The organism is Pseudonocardia hierapolitana, assembly GCF_007994075.1.
Taxonomy (GTDB): domain Bacteria; phylum Actinomycetota; class Actinomycetes; order Mycobacteriales; family Pseudonocardiaceae; genus Pseudonocardia; species Pseudonocardia hierapolitana.
The window spans coordinates 6,476,087-6,503,044 of the sequence record NZ_VIWU01000001.1; the positions used below are offsets into that span (position 1 = coordinate 6,476,087).

The window sequence follows — 26,958 nt, forward strand, 5'->3', positions numbered from 1 at the left end:
CCATGGGGACGTCACCGGCGGCAGCGAGCGCCGCTTCGAGGCCATTTCAGATGCTGCCGAGAACGTCCTCGATGTGGATCGGCAGGCGGCGGAAGCGGGTGCCGGTGGCGTGGAAGACGGCATTGCCGATGGCTGCGGAAACACCCACCATGGCGACTTCACCGAGTCCCTTGACGCCGACCGGGTTGAGCAGCGGGTCGGGCTGGTCCACGAAGTCGACGTCGATCCGGTGGATGTCGGCGTTGACGGGGATCGGGTACTCCTCCATGGTCGAGTTGAGGAAGCCACCGTAGTGGGTGTCGACCAGGCTCTGTTCGCGCAACGTGGCGCCGATTCCCCAGACCACGCCGCCGCGGACCTGGCTGGCGGCCGTCACCGGGCTCGCTACCCTGCCGCAGTCCGCGACGCTGACCACGCGCGGTACGCGGATCCGGCAGGTCGTCGGCTCCACCGTGACCTCGACGAAGTGCGCGATGTAGCTGAACGTGACGAACTCGGGGTATTCGGGGCCGGCGATGGTGACGAGTCCCGTGCGCAGCCGGTCCACGACGGGTTCGGTGGGCTGGCCGGCACCGACGGTGGTGGCTTCCACGTCGACCCGGGGGCGGCCGGCTGCTGCGACCGCTGCGCGCAGGTCGGGCGCACCCGTCGAGGGGAGGTCGAGTTCGGTGCGGAGCCGGCGGAGGGCGGCGTGCACCGCCGGGAGCGCCGACGCGGTGCCCCACGAACCGGCCGTCAGGTGCTGGGGTGCGTGGCGGGTGTCGCCGACACTGATCTCGACCGTCACGGGGTCGATGCCGAGATCGTCCGCCACGAGGCGCGCGATCGCGGTGCGGATACCCTGGCCCATCTCATGGCCGGCCACCGCCACGGTGACCGTTCCGGCGGCGTTGACGGACAGCCGTGCGATCGCCGGGGTGACGCTGCCCGGGTAGGCGCCGATCGCCACACCCCAGCCGATCAGCGAGCCGTCGGGGGCCCGCATGGACCGTGGTTGCGGGTTGCGCTCCGCCCATCCGAACCGCACTGCGCCCCGCCGCAGGCACTCGGCCACATGGCGGGAGGAGAACGGGAGCCCGGTGACCGGGTCCGCTGTGGCGTCGTTGGCGAGGCGGATCTCGACGGGATCCTGGCCGGTGGCGTACGCGATCTCGTCGACGGCGGACTCGATCGCGTAGACGGACATGTGTTCGAACGGTGCCCGCATGTAGCCGGGGGTCTGCACGTCGGTGCGGACGAGCCGCTGCCGGCCGCGGAAGTCCCTGATGCCGTAGAGCCGGGAGGACACCTCGGTGTACAGGCCCGGGAACAGGTCGTGCCGGGAGGTCTGCTGGTCGATCTCGTGGATCGCTGCGAGCAGCCGCCCCGAGGCGTCGGCACCGAGCCGCACGCGTTGCCGGCTAGCCGGTCGGAAGCTGGCCTGGTGGAAGGTCTGCGGGCGGGTCAGCACCAACTTGATCGGGCGGCCGAGCCTGCGTGCTGCGATGGCCAGCGGCCCTATGTGCGGCAGGAGCGAGTTCTTCTGCCCGAAGCCGCCGCCGACCGACGGGGAGATGACCTCCACCTGGGTCGGGTCGATGCCGAGCTGCTGGGCGACGCCGTTCTGGATCGCGCCGGAGTTCTGAGTGCCCTCGTGCACGACGAGCGTGTCCCCGCGCCACTCGACGACGCTGCTGATGAGCTCCATCGGGACCTGGTGCTGGGCGGGGCCGTGGACCTCGACGTCGACCTGCACCGGGGCCGCGGCGAATGCGGCGTCGGCGTCGCCGGTGACGGTGTCGGCGAGCATCGGGATCGGGATGGCCTCGGCCTGCGTGATCGTCTCCGCGCCGGGGTCGTCCAGGGTGACCGCGATCGGTTCGGCCTCGTACGTGGCGGTGATGAGTTCGGCCGCCTCGGTCGCTGCGAGGAGCGTGTCCGCCAGGACCAGCGCGATCGGCTGTCCGCGATAGGCGACGCGGTCGTCCACGAGCGGCTGGAGGCTCTGGAAACCGTAGCCGTTCGCCATGATGAAACCCGGTGACCGGAGCTCGTCCGGGTCGATACGCGTGATCACCAACTGCACGCCCGGCACCCGCTGCGCAGCATCGGTGTCGATGTCGACAACTCGGCCCTTGCCGATGGTGGCGACGGCGAACACCGCGTATGCCAGGTCATGGGGCAGCCGGTCGGCGCCGTACCGGAGAACACCGGTGACCTTCGCGTGGGCGTCGACGCGCTGTACTGTGCTGGTCGGGTTCATCGGGTAGCCCGCTCTCCGGCGATGCGCAGCGCGTCGGCGACGGTGCGCTTGGCCAGCTCGATCTTGAAGGCGTTGTGGGCGCCGGCGCGGGCGCCTGCCAGCGCGGCCTCGCCGGCCGCGCGTGTGGTCTCGTCGGTCAACGGGCGGCCGATCACGGCCTGCTCGGCACCACTGGCGCGCCACGGCCGGGTGGCGACCCCACCCAATGCGATCCGGCACTCCTGGACCTGACCCCCGCCGGTCAGGGTGAGCCCGACGGCGGCCGAGGCGAGCGCGAACGCGTAGGACTCCCGGTCGCGGATCTTCAGGTAGGTCGACCCCCGGCCGGCCGGGGTGACCGGAACCCGAATCCGCAGGATCAGCTCGTCCGATGCGAGCGTGTGCTCGCGCTGCGGCGTATCGCCGGGCTCGAGGTGCAGGTCGGCCAGCGCGACGGTCCGCTCGCCCCGTGGGCCGACCACGTCGACGACCGCGTCGAAGGCGAGTAGCGCGACCGGCCAGTCGCCCGGGTAGGTGGCGATGCACGCCTCGCTGGTGCCGAGTACGGCGTTGCCACGGTCGATGCCCTCGCGGGCCGCGCAGCCGCTGCCCGGCTCGCGCTTGTTGCAGGGGTACACCGCATCCCGGAAGTACGGACACCGGGTCCGTTGCAGCAGGTTGCCCGCGACGGTGGCCATGTTGCGAAGCTGCTGCGACGCCGCTCGCCACAGCGACTCCGACAGGACCGGGTAGTCGCGGCGCACCACGGGGTCTGCGGCGACGTCGCCCATCCGGGCGCCGCCACCGAACACCAGGTGGTCGCCGCGGGAGGTGTCGATGGTGGTGAGCTCGGCGAGCCGGCTGACGTCGATCAGCGCAGGCGGCTGCTCCACTCCGAGCTTCATCAGGTCGAACAGCGTGGTACCGCCGGCCAGGAACTTCGCACCCCCGCCCGCCGCGGCGATGGCCTCGACGGCTTCGGCAACCGATGAGGGGGCGGTGTAGGAGAATGCACGCATCCCTCAGGCCCCCGTCTGCTCTGAGGCCGTCTGCTCTGTGGCCGTCCGCTCTGTGGCCATCCGCTCTGTGGCCGTCTGCCCAGCCGCCTGCCGGATGGCGGCCACGATGCCCACGTAGGCGCCGCACCGGCACAGGTTGCCGCTCATGTACTCGCGGATCTCGTCGTCGTCGCCGGTGTGGCCTTCGGCGATGCAGGCGAGGCCGGACATGATCTGTCCCGGCGTGCAGTAGCCGCACTGCATGCCGTCGTTGTCGATGAACGCCTCCTGGAGCGGGTGCAGCGTGCCGTCCTCGGCCGCGACGTCCTCGATGGTGCGCACTTCCCGCCCGTCGGCCTGCACGGCCATGGTGAGGCACGAGACGACCCGGCGACCGTCGAGGTGGACGGTGCACGCGCCGCACTGGCCGTGGTCGCATCCCTTCTTCGTGCCGAACAGCTGCAGCCGGGTGTGCAGGACGTCGAGCAGGGACTCCCGTGGATCGAGGTCCACATCGACCTTCTGCCCGTTGACGATGAATACGGTCACGGCGTTTCCTCTCGTTCCTTCCAGATGCGTGGGAACGGCCAGCGCCGCCCGATCCCCACGTGCAAGATCACTGGGAGCCCGATGGCGTTCAACGCGGCGTGAGCCACCCAGTCGGACGCGGTGGCGCGCTGCCAGGGCACCGTGCCGGCGAAGCGGGTGAGCACGATGAACAGGGCCGCCGAGACGACGGCCACGAGGGTGAGGGCCCGCCACCTCCGGACCCGGCGCGGCCGGCCCTCGAAGAGGATTCCCACCAGCAGACCGCCGGCGATCACGCATCCGCAGACGGCGCTGATCGTGTCCGCCGCAAGACCCACTGACGTGGACAGCGCCGAGTAGGTCAGCAGCGCACCGATCAGGACCGCGGCGTTGTTCGCCAGCAGCCGCGGTGCCCGGGACTCGATCCTGTCGAGGGGCCAGCCCTGCAGCACCACGAACAGGACGGTCTGCCACACGCCGGTGGTCACCATCAGCGCGCCGAAGTCGGCGCCGCCCACCACGCCGGGCGCGACCAGCGTCCGGGTCAGCAGGAGCGCGACCGCCCAGGCCGTGATCAAGGCGAGCACCCCGGACCACGTGCGGTTGAACCGAACGAGCGGCCACCGCTCGCAGGCGAGGGTCAGCTGCAGCATCACCACGAAGGCCGCGCCGGCCAGCGGCATCGTGGTCGGGAACGTGGCGGCGTGCTCCGGGCCCGCCCCCGGATCGAAGATCCCCGTGAGGTCCGGTCGTGCGGTCACGGCCTGTCCGGCGATGGTCAGGAGGACGGCCCCGACGATCACCAGGACCGTGTCCGCCCAACCCGCCCAGCCCGCGCGCAACCGGGTGCCAGGCCAGTCCTCCCACCAGAACGCGATCACGGCCACGACCGGCAGCGCGAACGTGGCCAGCGGCCCCAGCACGCGCAGCGACCCCTCGGCGCCACCCACACCGAACGCGAGGGGCACGGCGAAGGGCACGACGAACACCAGCCCGCCCACGAGCCCCAGCCCGGGCTGGCGGGCCAGCCAGCTCCCCTCGCCCTGCCGTACGTCCCGGGGCGTCGCGCTCGGGGGACGGCCGACGGGTGCAGGACTCCCGGTCATGAGACCGACAGGTCGCGTGGGTCGGCGAGCATGGCGAAGCCTCCGTTCGACGGGGATGGGAGGCCGGGCCGGCGGGCGTCGCCGGGTGGCACCGCCCAAGGGTTCCGGTCGTGGGCTGGTTCGTCCGCCCGGCAACCGTCAATTCCGAATACCGGTCAGCCCCAAGGAGCGAATTGGTGCTGACCCCAACCCCCGCCGCGGCCTGTCCGGCCGCTGACGGTCCTCGACGTGGCGGATAATCCTCGTCGTGGTGGAGAGCGGTACGCGGGTGGTCGTCGCCGACGACGACGTGCTGCTCCGCGAAGGGCTGGCGAGCCTGCTCGCCGGCTCCGGGCTCGACGTCGTCGGGCGCGCGAGCATGCCCAGCGAACTGGTGACGCAGGTCCGGCAGCTCAACCCCGATCTGGTGATCGTCGACATCCGGATGCCGCCCACCTACACCACGGAAGGGCTCGAGGCGGCCGTCGCGATCCGCGAGGAGCTGCCCCGGATCGCGATCCTGGTGCTGTCCGCTCACGTCCTGGTCGAGCAGGCCACCGAGTTGCTGCGGAGCGGGCAGCGCACCGGCTACCTGCTCAAGGACCGCGTGAGCGACGTCGGCGAGTTCATCGCCACCCTCGACCGGATCGTGAAGGGCGCCACGGTCGTCGACCCCGCACTCGTGCAGGAGTTGCTCACCGCCCGGCGGTTCGAGGACCCGCTGCAGGCCCTCTCGCCCCGCGAGCGCGAGGTGCTCAAGCTGATGGCCGAGGGCCGGTCCAACTCAGGTATCGCCCAGCAACTGTGGGTGACCGAGGGGACGGTGGAGAAGCACGTCAGCAGCATCTTCGCGAAGCTCGCGATCCCGGAGACCCCAGGCGACCACCGCCGGGTGCTGGCCGTGCTCACCTTCCTCGACAACCACTGACCCGACCGGAAGATCGTTTCGTCGTCATCCGTGGACCGTGGGGGCCGGGCGCAGCGGTAGCTCGGCCTGCACCGTGGTGCCGGCGCCCGGAGCGCTCTGCACGGAGAGCCGGCCACCCAGCGCCTCGACCCGGTCCTTGAGCCCGACGAGGCCGGATCCCCCGCCGAGGTCGGCGCCGCCACGGCCGTCGTCGCGCACCCGGACTCGCAGGACGGCGTCGTCGGTCTCGACTGCGACGGTCACGGCCGAGGCGTGAGCGTGTTTGGCGATGTTGGTCAGGGCCTCGGCCACCAGGTAGTAGGCGGCGATCACGACCTGCTCGGGCAGTCGCCGGTCGGCCTGCACCGCCAGGCGCACCGGGACGGTGGAACGGCGGGCCAGCGCTTTGAGCGCCGGGAGGAGGCCGCCGTCGACGAGGGCCGCGGGGTGGATGCCGCGGGCGAGCTCGCGCAGCTCGGCCAGCGCCCTGGACGCCTCGGCGGCGAGGTCGTCCAGCCGCGCGGCCAGCTCGCCGGACCCGGGTGGCACTGCGGCCTTCGCCACGCCCGCCCGCATCGCGAGGGAGATCAGGCGCTGCTGGGCACCGTCGTGCAGGTCCCGTTCGATGCGTCGGCGGGTCTCGTCCGCGGCGGCGACGATGCGGGCCCGCGACGCGGTGAGCTCTGCGTAGAGCTGGGCGTTGTCGAGGGAGACGGCGAGCTGGCCGGCGATGAGCTTGACGGCGTCGAGCCGCTCGATCGTGAACGCGGCGCGGATGAGCCGGTTCCCCAGCAGCAGCACCGCTCGCAACGCGCCGCGGCCGAGGATGGGCACCGCCAGCAGCGAACAGCATGCGAGGTCGGCGAAGTAGGGATCGCGGGTGAAGCGGTCGTCGTGGGTGGCGTCGTCGCACACGAGCGACTCACCGGTCCGCTGGACGTAGTGCAGCACGGACATCGGCAGGGCAGGAGCGACGCCGCTGTCGTCCCGAGCGGGCGGCAGCCAGTTCTGGCGGTCATCGCTCCACAGCAGTAGGTGCACATCAGTTGCCCCGGTCATCGCCCTGAGCACCTCGACAACGCGCGAGTGCAGGCGTTCGATGCTGGTCTCGGAGCTCAGCGCCTGCGAGGCGGACAGGACGCCGAGCAGGTCGAGCGCGCCCGTCATGACGGTCGAGCGCTGGCGGAGGACGTCGGCGGGTCCGAGACCGCCGAGCCCGGCGGTCGTCTCCGATCCCGATCGCAGAGCCGGGTACGCCCAGTCGAGCTGGGTGACCTTCGCGGTCGCGCCCCATGCGGCGTAGTACTCGCGGGCCCGGGCGAGCTGGTCGTAGCCCGGCTGTTCGACACCGTGTGCGAGGTAGAAGCGCGCCGCGCGCTCGGCGATCAGGGCCCGATGCCATGGCCGCTGACGGCCCAGGGCCTCCCGTCGCGCCGCGTCGAAGGCGAACACGGCGGCGCGGAAGTCGCCGACCGCCCAGGCCCGCTCGGCCTCGAGGAGCCGCAACTGGTGCAGGAAGTTGTCGGGGGCGTCCGCCGCGCGGGCGGCCAGCCATCGCATCACCTCGTCCAACTCGGACAGCGATGCGCCGCGCTCTGCGCCGCCCGTGCCGCGCGCCTGCCCCGCGAGCGCCAGCCCGCGCAGCAGGCGGACCACGGCTGCCGGGTAGGTGACCTGGGCCGCCGGCAGCAGCGACATCGCCGCCGCGGTGTGCTGCACCAGGCCTGGCGGGTCGTCGAAGACGGCGGCTGCGACCGCGCGAGCGATGTGGGTGAGGAGGAGTGCCAGGGGATTGTCGGCGTACCGGTGGGCCGGATCGCCGACGCCCGCAGCGGCTGCGGACTCGCCGCGCAGCACACCGGCCAGCCACCGGTAGCAGTCGAGCGCCTGGGCGGTCTGTTCGTTGCCCGTTCGCGGCAGGAAGGCCAGGCCCGCCTCGACCTCGGCGACGAAGCCGTCGAGCGTCGGCGCGCAGTCCCCGAGGTACTGCACCGCGGTGTCGTACGAGTAGCCGGCGTTCGCCAGATCGCCTCCCGCGATCAGCCCGTCCCGAGCTCGCCGGAACTCCTGGACACCGACCTCGATCGGCTCGGAGGACCAGGCCAGGAGCGCGAACAGGAAGCGCGCGTGCGAGGTCTCGGGCTCGTATCCCCGCGCTTCGCCGAGCGGGAGGACCCGCCGTTTCGCCCGGTGGCCCACCGAGTAGTCGCCGCGCAACGCCGCGGCGGCCAGGCCCACGTGGCCGACCGGGCCGAGCAAGGAACGGCTCGGCCCGTGCTCGAGCCAGATCCCCACGGCCTCCAGGCTCAGCCACGCGAACGTGTCGAGGTCGGGGACGAAGTAGGCCGGCGACAGGACGACGTTGATCAGGCGGGCCGCAGCGAGCAGTCTCGGCTCGGTGATCTCCGGCCGAGCCTGATCGTCTGCGGCTTCCGCCTGGTCCAACCACCGGTACAGGCGGTCGAACTGCTGGTCGAGCCCAGCGGAGAGCCGGTCCGCCGCCGGTACCGTGATGCCGCAGTCGTGCAGCGACTCCAGGCCCAGCCCGATCGCGTCGGCGAACCGTTTCCGATGGGTCAGGCTGCGCACCTGCAGGCACGTTGCGGTGACCCGCCCGATGGCGGTCGTGCACAGCCCGTCGATCGTGCGGTACTCCTCGTCCGCCTCGTCCAGGCGCCCGAGGCTGTACAGGGCGGCGTGGCGGCCGGTGTGCAGCTCGACACGCCTGCCGATCTCACCCGGATCGACCAGCCTCAGCGCGGAGGCCAGCAGGGCGTCCACCAGCGCGTGGTCCCCGACCGTCCTCGCCTGATCGGCGGCGCGTCGCAGCAGCTCCACCACTCGTCGTCGCTCCGCGCGGTCGTCGATCGCATCGACCACCAGCAGGTACTGCTCGGCGGCGATCGCGAACCACCCCGGGACCTCGGCCAACCGCCGTGCCATCGTCAGCTGGACAGCGCGTCGCCGCCGCGGACCCAGCCCGCGGAGGACCGCCTCGCGGACGCGGTCGTGGCGGAACCGAACTGCCTCGTCCGCCCCGGGCTCCACCACCAGGAACCCCTCGTCGAGGGCCGGCGCCAGCTGCCCTTCCACGACGCGCGCCGGCGCGCCGGTCGCGGTCTGCAGCACCCGCACCTCGACGCGACCACCGAGGCACGCCATCGCCTCCACGAGCTGCCGCGATGCGGGCGGCATCACCGCGACATGCGCCGCCAGCAGGCCGGCCGCCTCCGACCGGCCCAGGTACGTGCGCAACTGCGCCGCATCCCATCGCCACCGGTCGGCCATCGGGGCCAGCAGCCCGTCGCGGCGCAAAGCGCACAGCAGCTCCACCGTCTCGTACGGGTTACCGGACGTGTGCGGCGCGATCACCTCGACCAGGCCCACCGCCGCGGCCGGGTCCACGTGCAGCATCTCGGCGACCATGTCGACGAGGCTCGCGACCGGCAGATTGTCCAGCCGCAGATGCCGCACCCCGGCGCGTTCCCCCGGACCGGACCGCAGCGCCGCCAGCGGACGAGCCGCGTCCACCTCGTCGTCGCGGTAGGCGCCCACCACGAACAGACCTTCGATCTGCTCCTCGTCGAGCACGAGGTCGACGAAGCCCAGTGGGGTACGCCCTGCCCACTGCAGGTCGTCGACGAACAGCGCCAACGGTCGGTCCGGTGACGCGACGGCCCGCAGGACCTGCATGCCGCTGTGCTGTGCGCGCACCTGCGCGGTCAGGGGATCCCCGGGATCCGGCGGCACCGCCAGCAGAGCCGCGAACTCCGGCACCACCGCGGTCAACAAACCCGCGTTCGGGCCGACGGTTTCGAAGATCCGTTCGCGGATGTGCGCCAGCTCCTCCTCGGGCTCGGCCAGCAGCAGCCGGCCCAACGCGCGAAATGCCTGATTGACCCCGTCGAACTCCAGACCCCGTCGGTACTGGTCGAACTTGCCCACCACGAACCAGCCGTCCCTGCCCGCCACGACCGGCCGCAGCTGGTCGACCAGCGCCGTCTTCCCCACCCCCGGCGCGCCGGCAACGAGTGCTCCGCGGGCCCGACCCGCCAGCGCATCCTCGAACGCCGCCCGCAACTGCGCCAACTCGTCATCGCGCCCCACCAGCCGCGACGGCGGCAGGAGCCGGGGCGGGAAGTCCCGTTCACCGACGCGGGCCGGTGCAGCGGCCGGATCCGTCCGGGCGTCCCGCAACCGCTCCAGGTCGTGGACCAGGCCTTCCGCGGTCTGGTACCGGTTGTCCGGCTCCTTCTCCAGGAGATGCATGATGATCTCAGAGAGCGGCGCCGGTACAGCCGGGTCCACGTCCGCCGGCGGGACGGGCACGCGCGCCAGGTGGGCGTGGGTGAGGCGCAGCGGGTCATCGGAGCCGAACGGCGGAGCACCGGTGGCCAGCTCGTACAACGTCGCCCCCAACGCGTACAGGTCGGCCCGCTGGTCGACCGGCCGGCCGGTGCGCCCGGTCTGCTCCGGCGCCAGGTACGCCAGCGTCCCCACGATCTCGCTGCGCGGGGTGAACTCGGGACGGAGCTCGGCGATCGAGGTCGCCAGTGCGAAGTCCACCAGGCACGGAGTCCCGTCGGGGGAGAGCACGACGTTCGCCGGAGTGATGTCCCGGTGCATCACCCCTCGCCCATGCATCCCGGCCGCGGCCCGGGCCAGCCCCAACCCGAGCCGGATCAGGGCGTCAACCGCCAGCGGTCTCGCCGGTCTCGTGCCGCCGACATCCGCCACCACGATCGAGGCCGGGTACTGCGGCTCGTCCACCAGCTGCGCGACCCCCGGAACGCCGCGCAGCCGCTCCAGCATCTCCCGCTCGTGGCGCAGCCGCCGTTCCGCGTCCGGGCCCAGCGGTTCTTTCCGGACGACCGTGTGCCCGGGGAGGAACAGCCGGGTGACGCGCGTGCGCTCGCTCTGGTGCAGCACGTCTGCCCGCGCGGATGGATCGTGACCCGAAACCGCCGTGCCCGTCACCACCCGACACCTCCGTGCGCCGTCGGACACACCTCATGCCGTGCCTGCGCGTGGTGCGCCTCCGCGCGGACGAAGGTACCCCGGTCACCACCATCTCCGTTGCCATGAACGAGCCCCAGCACATGATCAGGACCATTGTGTGGGCGCTCAGCCGCCACCGGGAGCAGCGCGACCAGGTGCTGGCCGACCTGGGGCTGTGGCCCGTGATCTTCGACGAGGCGCTCCGCTGGCTGCCACCGATCGGCGTGTATCCGCGCAAGACCATGAAGGCGGCCGTACTGGAGGGCGTCGAGCTGCCGGCGCGGGCGCCTGCGTCGGCGTGGTCGTGGCCGGCCGCCAACCGCGACTCCTCCGCCTTCGAGCGCCCCGAGTCCTTCGACATCTCGATTCAGGCAGCCGCACCTCGGCTTCGGCAGCGGCGTCCACAACTGCGCGGGGCACTGGCCCGCCCATCACCGTCGGCGATATTGCCGTGCCCCTGCTCTACGACCGGCTCTCCGGGCTGCGAACCGATCCCCGGCGATCCGAGGACTGCTACGGCTGCGTCTTCCGCGGCCTCGCCTCCCTGCCCGTCACCTGGGGGCCGAGTAGACGGCTGCGCGGCGATCTCGGCGAGGATCACCGCGGTCGTGGCGGCGTGGATACCGATGACGCTGCCGACATGAGAATGCCGGCCGACCGTGATGTGCCGACCGGCACCAACCAGACGATTACGCCGCGGATGCGGTTCCCTTTTCGGAAGACTCCGGAACGAACGTACCCGCCGGTGCCTCGTTCGGCATCAGGATCCACAGGATCGGGTAGATCAAGAGCTGGCTCCCCGGCACAATCAGAAGGATCCCCACGAACAGCAGCCGGGCGGGCCATGGGTCGAGGCCGATGCGCCGGCCCAACCCGGCGCACATCTGCGGGGTCAGCTCGAGGGCCGCCACGTCGGTGACGTGGTCTACGGCATCCTCGGGCACCCGGGGGTACGGGACGTCGATAAGTCACGTTCGCTGCCGCCGGCCCAGGGGTTCCGGCTCCACGAGGAGCACGAGGGCTCCCGGGTGCGGTTCAGGTCGGAGGAGTCGGAGGTCGAGGTGGACCTGCGCTGTCAGGACGGCGGTCCGGTAGGCGCCGGTGGAGGTCGATGACTGAGGGTCTCTCGGCGTGGCCGACCCGGTCCCGGGTCCTTCTTCAGCGCCATCACAGTTCGGCCCCGGCACACTGCCGATGATGGTGCAGCTCGACGCCGGCGTCCCCTCGCGACGTCCTGTGGTCCCTCTTGGGACGGGATCTGGGCTGCACAGGTGGTTGTGGGTGGGTGTGGCCCTCGCACTGACCGCGGCGGTCACCTCTGACCTACAGGGCGAGGAGCATCCGACACACACCGTCGTGGTCGTGCTCGTGGCTGCGGTCGCCGCGCTCGTGTGGCTCCGCCTGTCCGGCTCCGCAGGGCTGGTCGGGTCCGTTGCCGGTGTCGTCGTTCTGCAGCCTGTGCTCCACGAAGTCGGCGAGCTCGTCGGAGCCGGCCAGGCACTCGACGGAGCAGGTGTCGTGCATGTCGTCGTCTCCGACGGACCGGCTGCTGGCATGCAGGTTGCACTCTCCACTGCGATCGTCGTCGCGGCGGCGGTCTTGGCGCAGTGCAGTGGCCTGCTCGGGTCCGCCCTCGACCCAGCGCGACTTCTCGTCGCCCCACCACCCGAATCCGCCGACGAGCGGGCCACCGTACAACCACGGACAGCGCCCCGGAGATCGCGACGGCAGGGACGCCGCGGCCGCGCGGCCCTCGACTCCCGCCGTGGGCCACCCCACCGACACCAGCTCTGACCGCGCTCCCGGCTCCTCCCGGCGCGGTCGCCCTTCCGGCCCGCAGGGAGATCTCGTGGCGCGCCTCGTTCCGCGACGGTGAGGGGCTGCGGCCCCCTCGACTGTCGTGCCGCGGCCCGCTCTCCGGCGCAGCCGCTGACCCGCTCCAGCACCAGCCGTGCGTCGGAGCGGCCGCTTGGCCTAAACCCATCGCGCGACCGATCGCGAGTTCCTCACCCTCTCTCCAGGGACGGTTCGTATGCAGCAGAGCCCGTATCCCGCGCGCAACGGCCACCTCGCCGGGAAGGTCGCGTTGACCGTCGTCGCCGCCGACGCCGTGAGCAAGTCCGTGGCCCTGTGGGCGCTCGCCGACGCGCCACGGAAATTCCCGGGCGACATGCTGGAGAACTCGCTCGTGTCCTCAGCGGGGTCCTGGCTCGGATCCGGCGCGGCCCCCACGATGGCCGCCCTCGACGTCGTTGTCCTCGTCATCCTCGCTGGCCTGGTTCGCTACGTCTCGAACCCGCAGTGGGCCTTCGCGGCCGGCCTCGCGGGCGGTGCAGCGGCCAGCGACCTCATCGACCGGATAGCGCGACCGCCGGGGCCCCTCCGCGGCGCGCTGATCCACTGGATCGAGACCCCGTGGCTGCCATCGTTCAACTTGGCCGATGTCGCCTACGCCGGCGCAGCGTTGCTGGCCGTGTCGCTACTTCGGCCTCCCAGGACCACGTGAATTCGGCGCCGCAAAGCCCGCGACAGGACGCTCGGATACGCTCGTAGTGCCGCGGCGCCTGGCTATTCACACCGGCCTGGCGGGCCAGCTCGCTGGTGCGAACGTTGCCATCGTGATCGCCTCGAGGCGCTCGTGCCGCCTGGTTCCGACCAGCACGGCGTGTCCTCACCGACCGCGACCGCGTTGCGTGCTGTTGCACCGGTAGCCGTTGATATTGCGTGCGAGGTACTTCTGGCACAGGCGCCTCCGCCGGATCCACCGATCTGCCCTCCTACGTCGTATCAACGGCGAAAGTCCCTGATGCGACAAAGGCGTCATCGACTGCCTGAGGCGTGTCGTCCGGAAGCGCGACGATGCAGAGTCGGCAGGCCCGACTGCGAGGCCGCCCCAACCGTGAACGCGGCACTGCTGTCACCGGCGGCGCGTCGGCGGCTACGGCCTACGCATGCGCGGCCGGCGCGGTGGCGCTGGGCGTCGTCGGTGGCCTGCTGCTACCGCTCCTCGCGGCTGCGTCCACCGAGTGAGTCTCCGCTACCGATCTGCCTCGGCGGTACTCGGAGCCGGGTCGGGCGTGCACCGCCGCTCCTCGATGCGTTCCAGCTTCTACACCGCAACCGCGACGGCGCGGGTGAGCATGAGCAAGCAGCACCACGATCGCGAACCCGACGTACTCCAGGTCGAGCGCGGCGCCGATCGGTGTGTCCGAGGAGGGCGTGATCGCGCTCGATCTCCTCGACGCCGGGCCGCACGGGCTTGTGGGCGGCACCAACGGCTCCGGGAAGAGCGAGCTGTTGCGCAGCCTGCTCGCCGGGCTGGCGGCGCGGATCAGGCCCGGGCAAAGGCGGACGGCCCGGCCGGACGCAGCGCACGCTGCATTGACGACGCCCTCGGCCGCCGGCCCGGAAACGTCCGTGTCGGCAGCGTCGAGACCGAAGATCTACCCATGTAGGCCACCGCCTACGGCGCAGCCCTCGGGTCGTTGCCCGCATGCTCTCAGGCGAGAGGTGCGGCGATGAGGGAGGCGCCGATCAGGAGGTCGAGGACGATGCAGAACTCCGCGTAGCCGCGGGGGACGACGCCGACCGCGTGGTGGCGGCTCAGGTCGCGGTGGTGCGCGACGTCCCATGCGGCGTGGCCGATCCAGGCGAGACCCGCGACGTACTGGCCGGCCCTCGGGTCGACGAGCACGGCCAGCAACGCACAGCCCCCGAAGACGACGAGCCCGACGATCTCCAACCTGAGGACGCCGGGGCGGCGGAGCCGGCCGCGCACCGCCCCGAAGACGAGGTAAGCGATCGCCAGCCCGGGCAGGAGCAGCGTGGGCGGGTCCGTTCGAGTCCACGGCTCGACGGTGAGGAGGCTGACGACGCCGGCCGCCATGCCGATCAACGCCGGCCACCACCGCGACAGTAGCCGCAGCGGCCCGGACCTTGCGGCCTGCTCGCCGGTGTCGTCGGGGAACCGCTCGGATCCGGACAGGTCCGTCATGGGTTTCTCCGTCGTTCGATCACTGGTTCGCTGCCGCCTCGCGGTTGTCCCCGCAATTGGCCAGGGGTGGTGCCGAGAACGCGCTGGAAGGTGCGGTACATCGTTTCGACGGTCCCGAATCCGCACGTGCGGGCGATGTCCTCGAACGTAGCCTCGCTGGCCTTGATCAAGCGTTGGGCCGTCTGGAGCCGGCTCGCCTGCACAAAGGCTGCGGGCGTGGTGCCCGTCTCGCGGTGGAAGACCCGGCTGAACGTTCGCACGCTCATCGCGCACCGGTGGGCGAGCGCGGGTACCGACAGGTCGGCATCGGGATGCTCGGCGATGAGCGCCAGGAGGTCGCGGAGTGGTTCCCGCAGGGGCCTGCGCACCGCGAGCTGTGCGCTGATCTGGGGGAACTCGCTCGGCCGATGGACGAAGACGACCATCTCGCGGGCCGCCGCCATGGCGAGTGCCGGACCGTGATCGTTCTCGACGAGGGCGAGCGCGAGATCGATCCCGGCGGTAACACCCCCCGACGTCCACACATCGCCGTCGCGCACGTAGACGCGGCTGGTCTCGACTCGAACCGACGGGAAGTGCGACGCGAGGGTGTCGCACACCGACCAATGGGTCGTCGCCCTACGCCCGTCGAGCAGGCCCGCCCGAGCGAGCAGCAGGGCGCCGCTGCACACGGACGTGACCCGCCGCGCCGACAAGGCCGTGCCGGCCAACCAGCGAACGAGGTCGAGGTCATCAGCGGCCTGACGCGTGCTGTAACCGCCGGCCACCATCAACGTGTCGACAGGACCAGCGATAGTCCCGGCCGGCTCGGTTCCGATGACCAGTCCCGACGAGGCCGTGAGCATCCCGCCCGTCATCGACACGACCGACGTCGCGTACGCGGGGCGCGCGCCGAATCGATTGGCCATCGCGAACACTTCGAGGGGACCTACGACGTCCAGGCCCAGCACCCCGGGGAACGCGACGATGACCACGACCCGGGGATCGGCCGTCGGCGCTGAGCCCATGGTGGTCATGCTCGACGACGATCATCGGCCCAGCAAGGACGCAACTTTGACAGATTCGGCCACGACCAGCATCGCGAGCGGCGCGGCTTGGACCGCTCTCCAAGCGGTGAATGGCGTCACGCTCAAGCAGGCAGTAGACGCCACCGCCTCGGGGCCGAAAAGGCAACTCGCTATGCCGATGCCGAGACCGTTCGCTGGATCGAGTGGGGCCTACAGGGCTACTTCCGGGTCCTGCTCGGCGTGGCCCCGGAGACGCTGGCGCGGCGCCTGGCCCTGCGTATCGACCAGGCCATCACGCTGGCCCGAGAATGACCTCCAGCTGCCTCACTCGTCGACCCGGTGCACCACCTGGTCGAGTTCCGCTCACGTGGTGCGGTAGCTGTTGGCTGGGTGGGGTCGGTCGGCCGGGATCTCGCCCACCGGGACGCCAATCCGGTCCGTGCCTGCGGCGCGCTCCTGGCGGTCGATGATGATGTGGTCGGACCTGCCGGACGCGGGCGCGTCAGCCCATGTGGGGATAGCGGTAGTCGGTGGGAGGCACGAAGGTCTCCTTCACCGACCGGGGCGACACCCACCGCAGCAGGTTCAGCACCGATCCCGCCTTGTCGTTCGTGCCGCTCGCCCGGGCACCGCCGAAGGGTTGCTGCCCGACCACCGCACCCGTCGGTTTGTCGTTGATGTAGAAGTTGCCGGCCGAGAACCGGAGCACCTCCATGGCCTCGACGATCGCGGCGCGGTCCTGGGCGATGACCGCGCCGGTCAGCCCGTATGGAGCGATGACGGCGGCCTCCTGGACCACCTGGTGGTAGTCGGCGTCGTCGTAGACGAACACACCGAGAAATGGCCCGAAGTACTCCGTCGTGAAGATCTCGTGCGCCGGGTTGTCGGCCTGCACGACCGTGGGCCGGATGAAGTAGCCCTCGGTGTCGTCGGCGGTGCCGCCGGCCAGGACGTCGACGCCCGCCTCCCCACGCACCCGGTCCAGGACGCCGGCCATGCGGTCGAAGGAGCGCTGGTCGATGACAGCGCCCATGAAGTTCGAGAAGTCCGTGACGTCGCCCATCGAGATGCTGTTCACCTCGTCGAGGAACCCGTCGCGCAGCCGCGACCACACCGAGCGGGGGATGTAGGCGCGCGACGCCGCGGAGCACTTCTGGCCCTGGAACTCGAACGCCCCGCGGGTCAGCGCGGTGCGCAGCACGTCGACGTCGGCTGAGGGGTGGGCGATGACGAAGTCCTTGCCGCCGGTCTCGCCCACCAGCCGCGGGTAGGACCGGTAGCCGGTCAGGTTCTCGGTCACGGTGCGCCACAGGTGGCCGAAGGTCACGGTGGAGCCCGTGAAGTGGATGCCGGCGAGGTCGGGGTGGACGAGCGCGACTTCGCTCACCGCCCGCCCGTCACCAGTGATCATGTTGATGACCCCGGGTGGCAGACCGGCCGCTTCCAGCAACCGCATGGTGTAGTGCGCGGCGAGTTGCTGGGTCGGTGCCGGCTTCCACAGCACCGTGTTGCCCATCAGGGCCGGCGCGGTGGGCAGGTTGCCCGCGATCGCGGTGAAGTTGAACGGCGTGATCGCGAGGACGAAGCCCTCGAGGGGCCGGTGGTCGAACCTGTTCCACACGCCCGCGGAGCTGATCGGCTGCTCGGTGCGGATCTGGCGCCCGAAGAAGACGTTGAAACGCCAGAAGTCGACGAGCTCGCACGGGGTGTCGATCTCGGCCTGGTAGCACGTTTTGCTCTGGCCCAGCATGGTGGCCGCGGCGAGCGTGTCGCGCCACGGTCCGGCGAGCAGCTCGGCGGCCTTGAGGAAGATGGCGGCGCGGTCGTCGTAGGCCATCTGGTGCCAGCCGGGGGCGGCGGCGCGGGCGGCCTCGATCGCGTCCTTGACGTCGGCGGTCGTGGCATTGCTGAGCGTTCCGAGCACGGCTGCCTTGCGGTGCGGCTGCACCACCTCGATGCGTTCGCCGTCGGACAGTCGCTGCTCGCCACTGATCGTCATGGTGAGCTCCACCCGCTCGCCGGCCAGCTGCGCGAGCCGCTGCTCGAGCGCAGTGCGCTCCGCGCTGCCGGGGGCGAAGCCGCGGACGGGCTCGTTGACGGGCGGCGGGACGTCGGTGATCGCATCGATCATGTCGCATCACCCTCTCCTCGGGTCACGTCATTTGCCGGCCAGCGCGCGCAGGAAGAACAGGAGATTGGCCGGCCGTTCCGCCATCCGCCGGGTGAGGTAGGGGTACCAGGCCATTCCGTACGGGATGTACACGCGGACCCGGTAGCCGCTGTTCGCCAGCTCCTGCTGCAGGTCGCGGCGGATGCCGTAGAGCAACTGGATCTCGAACTCGTTCGGCGCCTTGCCGGCCCGCACCGCGGCCGCCCGCGCGTAGTCGACGAGCTCCCCGTCGTGGGTGCCGAACGCCGGGTCGGCGCCGTACTGGAACAGCCAGTCGGTGAGGTATTTGAACTGCGCCCGGATCTCGCTGCGGCCCCGGTGCGCCACCTCGACCGGCTCCGAGTAGGCGCCCTTGACCAGCCGGACCCGTGGCTTCAACGGCGCCAACGCCTCCAGGTCCAACGGCGTGCGACGCAGGGCGGCCTGGATCGCGAGCCGCGTCTTCGGATATCCGGTCGCGGCCTCCTGGAACAGCCGTAGCGTGTCCGAGGTCAGGCTGCTGTCCTCCATGTCGATCTCGACCCGGACGTTCACCGCGTGCGCCCGGTCGAGAATCCGGTTCAGGTTCCGCACGCAGGCGGCGCGGTCGACGGTCTGCCCGAGCTGGGACAGCTTGATGGAGATCGTCGCGTCCAGGTTGCGGTCAGCGATCGCACCGGCCGCTTCCTCGTACTCGTCGACGGCGTGCGCCGCGCCGGCCAGATCCGTGACCCCTTCGCCGAGGAGATCGAGGATGCCGCCGATACCGTGCGCGTTGAGCTCGGCGGCCACCGCGAGCGCCTCCTCGAGTCGCTCGCCGGCGACGAAGCGGTGCGCAACCCGGCGGGTGAGCTTGTGCTGGGTGACTTGCTGTTGGAGGCGGGGGCTGCCGGAGGCCCACACCAGGAGCCGGTTGACCATCGTGCCTCCCGTGCGTCGACCACCACGTAGGCGTGGCGGCCGCGGCAACTGGGTAGCCCCCAGCGGCAGGGCCCCAAACCCGCTTCCTGGCTGGTCAGGGGCTCGTGGAACGGAGGCCGGTCATGCCGCACGGACCCGGCGACGAAAGCCACCTGAAGAAGGGCCTCAAGCAACGGCACCTGGCGATGATCGCGATCGGCGGTGTCATCGGCGCCGGTCTGTTCGTCGGCTCGGGGGCGATCATCGGCGAGGTGGGTCCGGGGGCATTCCTGACCTACGCCATCACCGGGGTCCTGATCGTCATGGTCATGCGGATGCTCGGCGAGATGGCCGTGGCGAACCCGTCCACCGGGTCCTTCTCCGACTACGCGCGGCAGGCCCTCGGCGGATGGGCGGGGTTCAGCGTCGGCTGGTTGTACTGGTACTTCTGGGTCATCGTGGTCGGCTTCGAGGCGGTGGCCGGCGCGGGCATCCTGCAGCGGTGGCTCCCTGGGGTGCCGCTGTGGCTCATGGCATTGGTTCTCATGCTTCTCATGACCGCGACGAACCTGTTCTCGGTGGCCTCATATGGGGAGTTCGAGTACTGGTTCGCGGGCGTCAAGGTCGCGACGATCGTCGTGTTCATCGCGCTCGGCCTGCTGTTCGTGTTCGGCCTGTGGCCTGGCCGTGACATGGATTTCTCGAACCTGACCGCGCACGGCGGGTTCTTCCCCAATGGCGCCAGCGCGCTGTTCTCCGGCATCGTCATCGTCATCTTCTCGATGGTGGGCGCGGAGATCGCCACCATCGCCGCCGCGGAGTCGGCGGAACCGGAAAAGGCGATCGTCAAGGCGACGAACTCGGTCATCTTCCGCGTCACGATCTTCTTCGTCGGATCGATCTTCCTGCTGGCCACGATCCTGCCGTGGAACTCAACCGAGCTCGGGGACTCGCCGTACGTGGCTGCCATGGAGGTGATGGGCATCCCGGCAGCGGCCGACATCATGAACTTCGTCGTGCTGACCGCGGTGCTGTCCTGCCTGAACTCCGGGCTGTACACCGCGTCGCGCATGCTGTTCGTCCTCGCCGCCCGCCACGAGGCGCCGATGCGGATGCTGTCGGTCACCGAACGGGGCGTCCCCATGTGGGCGATCATCTCGTCCAGTGTCGTCGGCTTCCTCTGCGTGATCGCCGCCTACGTCTCGCCGGACCAGGTGTTCCTGTTCCTGCTCAACTCGTCGGGCGCGATCATCCTGTTCGTCTACCTGCTCATCTCCCTGTCCCAGCTGCGGATGCGGCGGATGGTCCCGCCGGAGCGGCTCAAGGTGAAGATGTGGCTCTACCCGGTGCTGACGCTGCTGACCGCCGCGGCCATCCTCGCGGTGCTCGTGTCTATGGCCGTCCGGGAGGACACCCGCTCGCAGATCCTCCTGAGCCTGCTCGCGTGGGGCGTCGTCCTCGTGGCGTTCTTCATCAACCGCAGGCGCATCGGGGACGCCCACCTCACCGAACCCGGCCTCGCCGCCGAGAAGCGGGCGGACGCCTGGATGCACGAGCACGGGCCGGCGGCCGAACTGGAGGTCGACGCCGCGGTCGGCGAGGGGCCGCTCGACCCGAGCCTCATTCGTCGGGTCCGCGAGGAGGGTTACCCGAACGAGGGCATGTGAGACGGACCGGCTGATCACCAACCCGATCCGGTCCCTGACCAGCATCCTGCACTGGAGCCACTGGCGACGCCGCCGCCAACACCGCGCACGAACCAGCCACTACCGCCGCCGACCAGCAACATGATCACGAATCGCAGCTGGAGTGCCAGGGGTGTCGTTCGGTTGGTGGGTGACAGGGCCTGGTGGCAGGAGTTGGGTGGGGCACCCGTCTGGAAGAGGTGGTCTGATGCCGACGGTTGCTCCGATCCCTGCTGACACGGTGGACACCTGGCTGCGCCATATGCACGAGATCGCCGGGCCGCGCCGCGAGGAGGTCGACCCGGCGCGGCACCTCCAGGGATGAGCGGCACGAGGGTGTGGAAGCAGGAGGTCCAGGCGGTCGGGCAGACGGCCTGGTGATCGACCGAGGATCCGGCCAGAACCGCCAGGACCTCGAGTCCCGGGCCGCGTCCGGGAACCACTGCCGTTCGGTCGCGGCAATCCGCGCCGTCAGCTGCGCCGCGGCGCCCACCAGGGCGGGCATCACGTGCACAACCGCGGGTGGCATCGGTACCAATTCCACGACGTCGGCGACGTCAACCAATTTGCCGCCAGGCAAGAGCCGGAACTATTCACCTCGGAGCGTCGGGCCGCCTTCAGGGCTCTTCGCAGACAGGGATCGTCATGACCAGCATCGCAGGAAACACCACCGAGATCCGCCCCTTCGCAGTGGAGGTGCCGGAGGAGAAGCTCACCGATCTCCGCCGGCGCATCACGGTGACACAGTGGCCCGAGAAGGAGACTGTTTCCGATCAATCGCAGGGTGTGCCGCTGGATATGATGCAGCACCTCGCACGTTATTGGGCGACGGAATACGACTGGCGCAGGTTTGAGAAGGCTCTCAGCGCCCTTCCGCACTTCATCACCGAGATCGACGGTCTCGACATCCATTTCGTTCATGTGCGCTCACAGTATGATGACGCGTTGCCGATCGTCATCAATCACGGGTGGCCGGGCTCGATCATCGAGCAGCTGAAGCTGACCGATCGGCTCGTCAATCCGACCGCTCATGGCGGGAGCGCCGCCGACGCCTTCCACGTCGTGATCCCGTCGATGCCGGGCTACGGGTTCTCAGGCAAGCCGACCACGACCGGCTGGGGTCCTGAGCGCATGGCCAGTGCCTGGGCGCAACTGATGACCCGCCTCGGCTACACGCGCTACGTCGCACAGGGCGGCGACTGGGGGGCGTTCGTCGTCGACCAGATGGGCCTGCAGGCACCGGAGGGCCTGCTCGCCATCCACACCAACATGCCGGCCACGGTTCCCGCTGATGTCAACGACGCCGCGCAGGCAGGCCAGGCGCCGCCGCCCGGGCTCTCCGCCGAGGAACGACGCGCCTACGACCAGCTCATCCGGACGTTCGGTCAAGTCGAGTACGCCCTGTACATGGCTGCGCGCCCGCAGACCTTGTACGGCATCGCGGACTCCCCGGTCGGCCTGGCCGCCTGGCTCCTTGACCACAACGACGCCGACGGCCAGCCTGCCGCGGCGGTCGTCGAGGCCTTGAGCCGGACCACAAGTGTCACCGGTGAACTCACGCGCGACGAGGTCCTCGACAACATCACGCTCTACTGGCTGACGAACACCGGTGTCTCCGCGTCCCGGCTCTATTGGGAGTACAAGGGCGGCTTCTTCAACGCCAAGGGCGTCACCATCCCCGTCGCCGTGACCGTCTTCCCGAGCGAGCAGTACCAGGCACCGCGCAGCTGGACCGAGCGGGCCTACCCGAACCTCATCCACTACAACCAGGTCGACAAGGGTGGCCACTTCGCCGCCTGGGAGCAGCCGCAGCTTTTCGCCGAGGAACTTCGCACCGCATTCCGTTCACTGCGCTGACCACGCATCGGGCGGGTGGCGGGTAGTGCGCGTCACCCGCCGCACCCCGGCTGATCGCCCGGGACTGTCTGATCTTCGGTGTAACTGGTCCGACACGCCGAGCTTGGCTCGGCGGGAGGAGCAGTCATGACCAGCACGATCGAGCCTGTGCCGGACCGGATTGACCAGCAGCAGCTTGCCCAGCAACTCGTCGAGGCGGCCCGCGCGGACGGGGTCGAGCTCGTCGGCCCGGGTGGGTTGCTGTCCGGGTTGACCAAGACGGTGCTCGAGACCGCCTTGGAAGCGGAGATGATCGAGCACCTGGGCTACGAGCGCCACGACCCTGTCGGCCGCGACGGCGGGAACTCCCGCAACGGGACTCGCACGAAAACAGTGCTGACCGAGATCGGCCCGGTTGAGATCGAGGTCCCGCGCGACCGCGACGCCAGCTTCGACCCGGTCATCGTGCGCAAGCGGCAACGCCGCCTGGACGGCATCGACGAGATCGTGTTGTCGTTGACCGCCCGCGGTCTCACGACCGGGGAGATCGCAGCACACTTCGAGGAGGTCTACGGCGCGAAGGTCTCCCGGGACACGATCTCGCGGATCACCGACAAGGTCGTGGAGGAGATGACCGAGTGGCAGAACCGGCCGTTGGACCCGGTCTATCCGGTGCTGTTCATCGACGCCATCCACCTCAAGGTCCGCGACGGGCAGGTCACCAACCGGCCCTTCTACGTCGTTATCGGTGTCACCGTCGACGGCCGCCGCGACGTGCTGGGGATCTGGGCCGGCGTCGGCGGCGAGGGCGCGAAGTACTGGCTTGCGGTGCTGACCGAGATCAAGAACCGCGGCACCGCCGACGTGTGCATCGCCGTCTGTGACGGCCTGACCGGGCTCGGCGAGGCGATCACCACGGTCTGGCCGCGCACGGTCGTGCAGACCTGCATCCTGCACTTGATCCGCAACACCTTCCGCTACGCCTCCCGCCGCGACTGGGAGGCCATGGCCAAAGACCTGCGGCCGGTCTACACCGCCGCGACCGAGCAGGCCGCTCAGGCGCGCTATGACGAGTTCGCCGGGCGCTGGGTGGCGCAGTACCCGGCAATCGGCACGCTGTGGCAGCGGGCGTGGCCGGAGTTCGTGCCGTTCCTCGACTACGACGTGGAGATCCGCCGGGTCATCTGCAGCACGAACGCCATCGAGTCACTCAACGCCCGCTACCGACGCGCGGTCCGCGCCCGCGGGCACTTTCCCACCGAGCAGGCCGCACTCAAGTGCCTCTACCTGGTCACCCGCTCACTCGACCCGACCGGGAAGGGGCGGACGCGGTGGTCGATGCGCTGGAAGCCGGCGCTCAACGCGTTCGCGATCACTTTCGAAGGACGTATCGTTCCAGGAACCGCCTGAGACCCATCAACACCGGTTACACCGTTGATCGGACAGTCCCGATCGCCCAGGAAATCACGGATGTCACCGGCGGGATTGCGGTCGGCAACCTGGTGGTGCCGTGCATCGCGCTGGCTGCCTTGACGCAGGGTCGGCGCGCGTCAGCAGAGTTGTGGGTCGGTGATCCCGTCGGTGCAGGCGTAGCGGGCGATGTCCCAGCCGGCGCGGGAGGCTCCGCCGCGGTAGGCGGCTTCGTAGAAGTCGAGCACCGCGGCCTGTGCGTCCGGCGGTTTGCGGGCGGTGTCGTAGGTCAGGACCGCAAGGTGGCTACCAGGACGGCGTTCGAGCCAATTGGCCGGGGGAGGTAGTGGCTCGTCGGCCAGTCCGTCGGGTTCGGGCGCGGTGTAGGAGTAGAACGCGGCCTCGGGGAACGTCGGGTCGCCGAACCAGAATCCGAAGCTGATCACCTCCCGGGAGTATGCCTCTCGGGTGACCGGGTCGGTGGTCGGCGGCTGGTGGACCGCGGTGTCGGAGAATCGGGTCAGGGCGATGTCGAAGGTGTGCCAGAAGTGGTGGACGGGGCTGGTCTTGCCGGAGAAGCGGGCGGCGAACGTCTCCAGCACCTGGTTGACCTGGCTGAGCACCTGCCAGTACCGGGTGACCGCCGCCGGGTCGTAGGAGGCGTGTTCGGTGTCCTCGGCGAACGGGCGGTCCGAATCGGGCAGGTCGAACGGCCGCGCCGCGCTGATGTCGACCGTGCCGGGTCCGACGCCGACACCTCGCAGTGCGCGCTGAAGCTCAGCGTGGAAGCCGGCCACCGACTGCCCCACGAGCGGGAACGAGGCCGACCGCCCGTCGAGCGACGTGACCACCAGCTGGTGGGCGAGGAAGTCGAAGTCGATCGTGAAGGTCGGGTGCAGACCCATCGGGCGGGTGGTGATTCCGCGCCCGGTGAGGTGGAACGGCACGTTCCACCAGTGGTTGCGGCGCACGCTCGCCGCGAGCCGGACCTTGCCGACCAGTTGGGTGAAGCGGTGCAGCGTGTCCCTGGTGTCCGCCCAGGACGTGTACGGCAACGACGGGAAGAGTTCCATCTACGATCACCCCGGCTCTGGAAGTCTGGAACGCGCTGGTCGGTCCGTGTGGGGGACGTGATCGGCGGGGATGACGCCGAACCGGCCGGCCTGGTAGTCCTCGAAGGCCCGAGTGACCTCGGCGCGGGTGTTCATCACGAAGGGTCCGTACTGCACCACGGGGTGCCGGATCGGCCGGCCGCCGAGGAGCAGGATTCCAGTCCCGGCTCCGCAGTGGGCTGGCTGCCGCTCGCGCTGACGGTCAGCGCGTCCCCGGCCCCGAACATCGCGAACTGCCCCTTCTCGGTGCCCGCCTCACCGCACGCGACGAGGGCGTCGATCGTGGCCTCGAGCTTGCCCAGGTCGAGGTCGATCGGCTGAGGGTAGGGCTCCAGCATCGGCAAGGTGGTGCTCCTCATGATGACCTCCACTATGAACCGACGGATGCGACGGCAGCGCGTCACGGGGCCAGGAACTTGGCCAGCGCCGCCGGCATCTTGCTGGGAGGCTGCACGGCGCCCCAGTCGCCGGCGGGGATGGCCACGGTTTGCACGTCCTTCGCCGCCGGCATGATGCCGCTCCCGACCGGTTCACCCCGGGTTCTGACTCTGCCGATCGCCAGGACGGGCACCATGTGGCCGCGGCGCCCGGTCACCCGCGCCGCGTCTACCCGGTCGCGGGGCGCCCGCCCGACGGCCGATCACCGGCGCGAGCGGCTCGCAGCGAGTCGGCAGCCGTCAGGAGGGAGGCGCCAAGCAGCACGCCATCCTTCAACAGGGCCTCGCCCAGCAGCGACAGCTGCGGCTTCCCCTGCCCCTCCTGCCAGGCTTCGGGCGTCGTGGCCAGGAAGCTGAGCGTGCCGACCATCATCCCCGCGGCCCCGAAGCTGCCGACCGCGGAGGCTCGTGGCGCGAACGGCTTCGCCGCGATCAGTGAGCCCAAGGTGATCTGCATGACCCCGATGAGTCGCGCGAGTTTCTGCGCACCGAGCTTCTGACGCAGTAGCGAGGTCAGCGGACTCGCGGTGACCAATGGCTCTGCGTTCTCGACCTCGTAGTCCTTGAACTTGAGTGCCCCGATCCACAAGAAGCACGTCGCCAGCCCGCCACGCGTGACCGAGAATCCTACGGAAGTCAGGCCGCAAACCGGTGTGTGTCGTTTGCCCATCTTGCTCCTCGGTCGTAGCTCTGTCTCGAGGTCGTTGTGCAGCTCGGCTGTGAGGCGCAAGGCGACGCGCAGCCCGGCGTAGCCTGCACCGGCGATCACGATATGACCGCTGTTGCCGGCGTTTCGAGCCCGGCGCGCAGGAAGGCGATGGCTTGGTCGATAGCGGCGCGCGCGGCGCGGGTCTCGCTGAGCGCATTGAGCAGCATGAAGTCGTGGATGGTGCCGTTGTAGCGCACGGTTGTGACGGGGACGCCCGCTGACCGGAGTTTGGCGGCGTAGGCTTCTCCCTCGTCGCGCAGCACGTCGGCTTCGTCGACGCACAGATAGGTGGGCGGCAGCCCGGCGACCTGCTCGGTGCTGGCTTGATTCGGCGATGCCGTGATCTGGGCGCGCTGTGCCGGGTCGGTGGTGTACGCGTCCCAGAACCACTCCATCGCCTTGCGACTGAGGTAGTAGTCGGTGGCGAACTGCTCGTAGGAGGCGGTGTTCATGGCTGCGTCGGTCACCGGGTAGTACATCGACTGCTGCACGAAGGTGACATCGCCGCGTCCCTTTGCCATCAGCGCCAGCGCGGCCGTCATGTTTCCGCCGACCGATTCGCCGGCCACCGCCATGCGGCTGGCGTCCAGGCCCTTCGATGCACCGTTGCGCTTGATCCACTGCGCGGTGGCGTAGCCCTGCTCGATCGCGGTCGGGTAGCGGGCTTCCGGCGAGTTCGGGTACTCCACGAACGCGAGCGCCGCGCGGGCGCCGACGGCGAGCTCGCGCACGAGCCGGTCGTGGGTCCCCGCGTTGCCGAGGATCCAGCCTCCGCCGTGCATGTACACGATGACCGGCAGCATGCCGGTAGCACCCAGCGGCTTGATGATGCGTACCCGGGCGTCTCCCACCGGGGCGGGCACCGTGATCCACTCCTCGTCGACGGGCAGCTTGCTGACCGGGGCCGACTGTGCGTCTTCGAGGACCTTCCGCGCGTCGGCCGGCGCCATCTCGTACAAGAACGGCGGTTTCGAGAACGCGT

Annotated in this window: 23 protein-coding genes; 7 read left to right on the top strand and 16 right to left on the bottom strand. The window is 70.2% G+C overall.

What is annotated here, in order from left to right; genetic code table 11:
- Positions 1 to 46: 46 nt before the first annotated feature.
- Genes FHX44_RS30750 through FHX44_RS43475 form a run of 4 tightly spaced genes read right to left on the bottom strand, consistent with a single transcriptional unit; the run spans position 47 to position 4,853 of the window.
- Positions 47 to 2,242: a xanthine dehydrogenase family protein molybdopterin-binding subunit gene (locus FHX44_RS30750; protein ID WP_147258979.1), complete on the bottom strand. Its 2,196-nt coding sequence runs from the start codon at positions 2,240 to 2,242 to the stop codon at positions 47 to 49.
- Complete coding sequence (locus tag FHX44_RS30755) at positions 2,239 to 3,240, bottom strand: FAD binding domain-containing protein (protein WP_147258980.1); 1,002 nt, start codon at positions 3,238 to 3,240, stop codon at positions 2,239 to 2,241. Before FHX44_RS30755 ends, FHX44_RS30750 begins: the two co-directional genes overlap by 4 nt.
- Positions 3,241 to 3,243: 3 nt before the next feature.
- Positions 3,244 to 3,768, bottom strand: coding sequence for a (2Fe-2S)-binding protein (locus tag FHX44_RS30760; RefSeq protein WP_246170675.1), 525 nt, complete (start codon positions 3,766 to 3,768; stop codon positions 3,244 to 3,246).
- A complete protein-coding gene (locus tag FHX44_RS43475) occupies positions 3,765 to 4,853 on the bottom strand; it encodes a hypothetical protein (protein ID WP_246170676.1) in 1,089 nt (362 codons plus the stop codon). The genes FHX44_RS30760 and FHX44_RS43475 overlap by 4 nt, the downstream gene beginning before the upstream one ends.
- A 247-nt stretch (positions 4,854 to 5,100) precedes the next feature.
- On the opposite strand from FHX44_RS43475, the gene FHX44_RS30765 reads away from it, so the two are divergent.
- Positions 5,101 to 5,760 carry a response regulator gene (locus FHX44_RS30765; protein WP_246170677.1) on the top strand — a complete coding sequence of 220 codons (660 nt, stop codon included), beginning with the start codon at positions 5,101 to 5,103 and terminating at the stop codon, positions 5,758 to 5,760.
- Between the two features lie 24 nt (positions 5,761 to 5,784).
- Here FHX44_RS30765 and FHX44_RS30770 read toward each other — a convergent pair whose 3' ends face one another.
- Positions 5,785 to 10,668 (bottom strand): AAA family ATPase, encoded by a 4,884-nt coding sequence (locus FHX44_RS30770; RefSeq protein ID WP_147258983.1) that lies wholly within the window; start codon positions 10,666 to 10,668, stop codon positions 5,785 to 5,787.
- A 152-nt stretch (positions 10,669 to 10,820) separates the two neighbouring features.
- Between FHX44_RS30770 and FHX44_RS30775 the strand changes: the two genes are divergently transcribed.
- The gene (locus FHX44_RS30775; RefSeq protein WP_147258984.1) at positions 10,821 to 11,381 is read left to right on the top strand and encodes a cytochrome P450; all 561 of its coding nucleotides are present in this window, start codon (positions 10,821 to 10,823) and stop codon (positions 11,379 to 11,381) included.
- A 45-nt stretch (positions 11,382 to 11,426) separates the two neighbouring features.
- On the opposite strand, the gene FHX44_RS30780 is transcribed toward FHX44_RS30775, so the two are convergent.
- Both FHX44_RS30780 and FHX44_RS30785 read right to left on the bottom strand, forming a co-directional pair.
- On the bottom strand, positions 11,427 to 11,681 hold the full coding sequence (locus tag FHX44_RS30780; protein WP_246170678.1) for a PspC domain-containing protein: 255 nt from the start codon (positions 11,679 to 11,681) through the stop codon (positions 11,427 to 11,429).
- Between the two features lie 379 nt (positions 11,682 to 12,060).
- A complete protein-coding gene (locus FHX44_RS30785; protein WP_147258985.1) occupies positions 12,061 to 12,261 on the bottom strand; it encodes a hypothetical protein in 201 nt (66 codons plus the stop codon).
- 508 nt (positions 12,262 to 12,769) lie between these two features.
- Here FHX44_RS30785 and FHX44_RS30790 point away from each other — a divergent pair.
- Positions 12,770 to 13,243 (top strand): signal peptidase II, encoded by a 474-nt coding sequence (locus FHX44_RS30790; protein WP_147258986.1) that lies wholly within the window; start codon positions 12,770 to 12,772, stop codon positions 13,241 to 13,243.
- 653 nt (positions 13,244 to 13,896) lie between these two features.
- A complete protein-coding gene (locus FHX44_RS44330; protein ID WP_147261596.1) occupies positions 13,897 to 14,259 on the top strand; it encodes an FtsK/SpoIIIE domain-containing protein in 363 nt (120 codons plus the stop codon).
- On the opposite strand, the gene FHX44_RS30800 is transcribed toward FHX44_RS44330, so the two are convergent.
- The 4 genes from FHX44_RS30800 to FHX44_RS30815 all read right to left on the bottom strand — a co-directional run bounded on the left by FHX44_RS30800 (position 14,237) and on the right by FHX44_RS30815 (position 18,808).
- Positions 14,237 to 14,731: a hypothetical protein gene (locus FHX44_RS30800; RefSeq protein ID WP_147258987.1), complete on the bottom strand. Its 495-nt coding sequence runs from the start codon at positions 14,729 to 14,731 to the stop codon at positions 14,237 to 14,239. The genes FHX44_RS44330 and FHX44_RS30800 overlap by 23 nt on opposite strands.
- Complete coding sequence (locus tag FHX44_RS30805; protein ID WP_246170679.1) at positions 14,728 to 15,747, bottom strand: GlxA family transcriptional regulator; 1,020 nt, start codon at positions 15,745 to 15,747, stop codon at positions 14,728 to 14,730. Before FHX44_RS30805 ends, FHX44_RS30800 begins: the two co-directional genes overlap by 4 nt.
- Positions 15,748 to 16,240: 493 nt before the next feature.
- Positions 16,241 to 17,866, bottom strand: coding sequence for an L-glutamate gamma-semialdehyde dehydrogenase (gene pruA / locus FHX44_RS30810; protein WP_147261598.1), 1,626 nt, complete (start codon positions 17,864 to 17,866; stop codon positions 16,241 to 16,243).
- Positions 17,867 to 17,896: 30 nt separating this feature from the next.
- Complete coding sequence (locus tag FHX44_RS30815; RefSeq protein ID WP_147258988.1) at positions 17,897 to 18,808, bottom strand: proline dehydrogenase family protein; 912 nt, start codon at positions 18,806 to 18,808, stop codon at positions 17,897 to 17,899.
- A gap of 122 nt (positions 18,809 to 18,930) precedes the next feature.
- Between FHX44_RS30815 and FHX44_RS30820 the strand changes: the two genes are divergently transcribed.
- The 3 genes from FHX44_RS30820 to FHX44_RS30830 all read left to right on the top strand — a co-directional run bounded on the left by FHX44_RS30820 (position 18,931) and on the right by FHX44_RS30830 (position 23,718).
- Positions 18,931 to 20,454: an amino acid permease gene (locus tag FHX44_RS30820; RefSeq protein ID WP_147258989.1), complete on the top strand. Its 1,524-nt coding sequence runs from the start codon at positions 18,931 to 18,933 to the stop codon at positions 20,452 to 20,454.
- A gap of 663 nt (positions 20,455 to 21,117) precedes the next feature.
- Entirely contained in the window at positions 21,118 to 22,329 is a 1,212-nt protein-coding gene (locus FHX44_RS30825; RefSeq protein WP_147258990.1) for an epoxide hydrolase family protein, read from the top strand.
- Between the two features lie 126 nt (positions 22,330 to 22,455).
- Positions 22,456 to 23,718 carry an IS256 family transposase gene (locus FHX44_RS30830; protein WP_147258991.1) on the top strand — a complete coding sequence of 421 codons (1,263 nt, stop codon included), beginning with the start codon at positions 22,456 to 22,458 and terminating at the stop codon, positions 23,716 to 23,718.
- A gap of 140 nt (positions 23,719 to 23,858) precedes the next feature.
- On the opposite strand, the gene FHX44_RS30835 is transcribed toward FHX44_RS30830, so the two are convergent.
- The 5 genes from FHX44_RS30835 to FHX44_RS30850 all read right to left on the bottom strand — a co-directional run bounded on the left by FHX44_RS30835 (position 23,859) and on the right by FHX44_RS30850 (position 26,935).
- Positions 23,859 to 24,791 carry a DUF5996 family protein gene (locus tag FHX44_RS30835; protein ID WP_147258992.1) on the bottom strand — a complete coding sequence of 311 codons (933 nt, stop codon included), beginning with the start codon at positions 24,789 to 24,791 and terminating at the stop codon, positions 23,859 to 23,861.
- Positions 24,792 to 24,797: 6 nt separating this feature from the next.
- A complete protein-coding gene (locus tag FHX44_RS43480; protein ID WP_342793119.1) occupies positions 24,798 to 24,950 on the bottom strand; it encodes a pirin-like C-terminal cupin domain-containing protein in 153 nt (50 codons plus the stop codon).
- A complete protein-coding gene (locus tag FHX44_RS30840; RefSeq protein ID WP_246170681.1) occupies positions 24,926 to 25,189 on the bottom strand; it encodes a hypothetical protein in 264 nt (87 codons plus the stop codon). Before FHX44_RS30840 ends, FHX44_RS43480 begins: the two co-directional genes overlap by 25 nt.
- A gap of 247 nt (positions 25,190 to 25,436) precedes the next feature.
- On the bottom strand, positions 25,437 to 26,036 hold the full coding sequence (locus FHX44_RS30845; RefSeq protein WP_147258993.1) for a YkgB family protein: 600 nt from the start codon (positions 26,034 to 26,036) through the stop codon (positions 25,437 to 25,439).
- Entirely contained in the window at positions 26,033 to 26,935 is a 903-nt protein-coding gene (locus FHX44_RS30850; RefSeq protein WP_246170682.1) for an alpha/beta hydrolase, read from the bottom strand. The genes FHX44_RS30845 and FHX44_RS30850 overlap by 4 nt, the downstream gene beginning before the upstream one ends.
- Positions 26,936 to 26,958 lie beyond the last annotated feature (23 nt).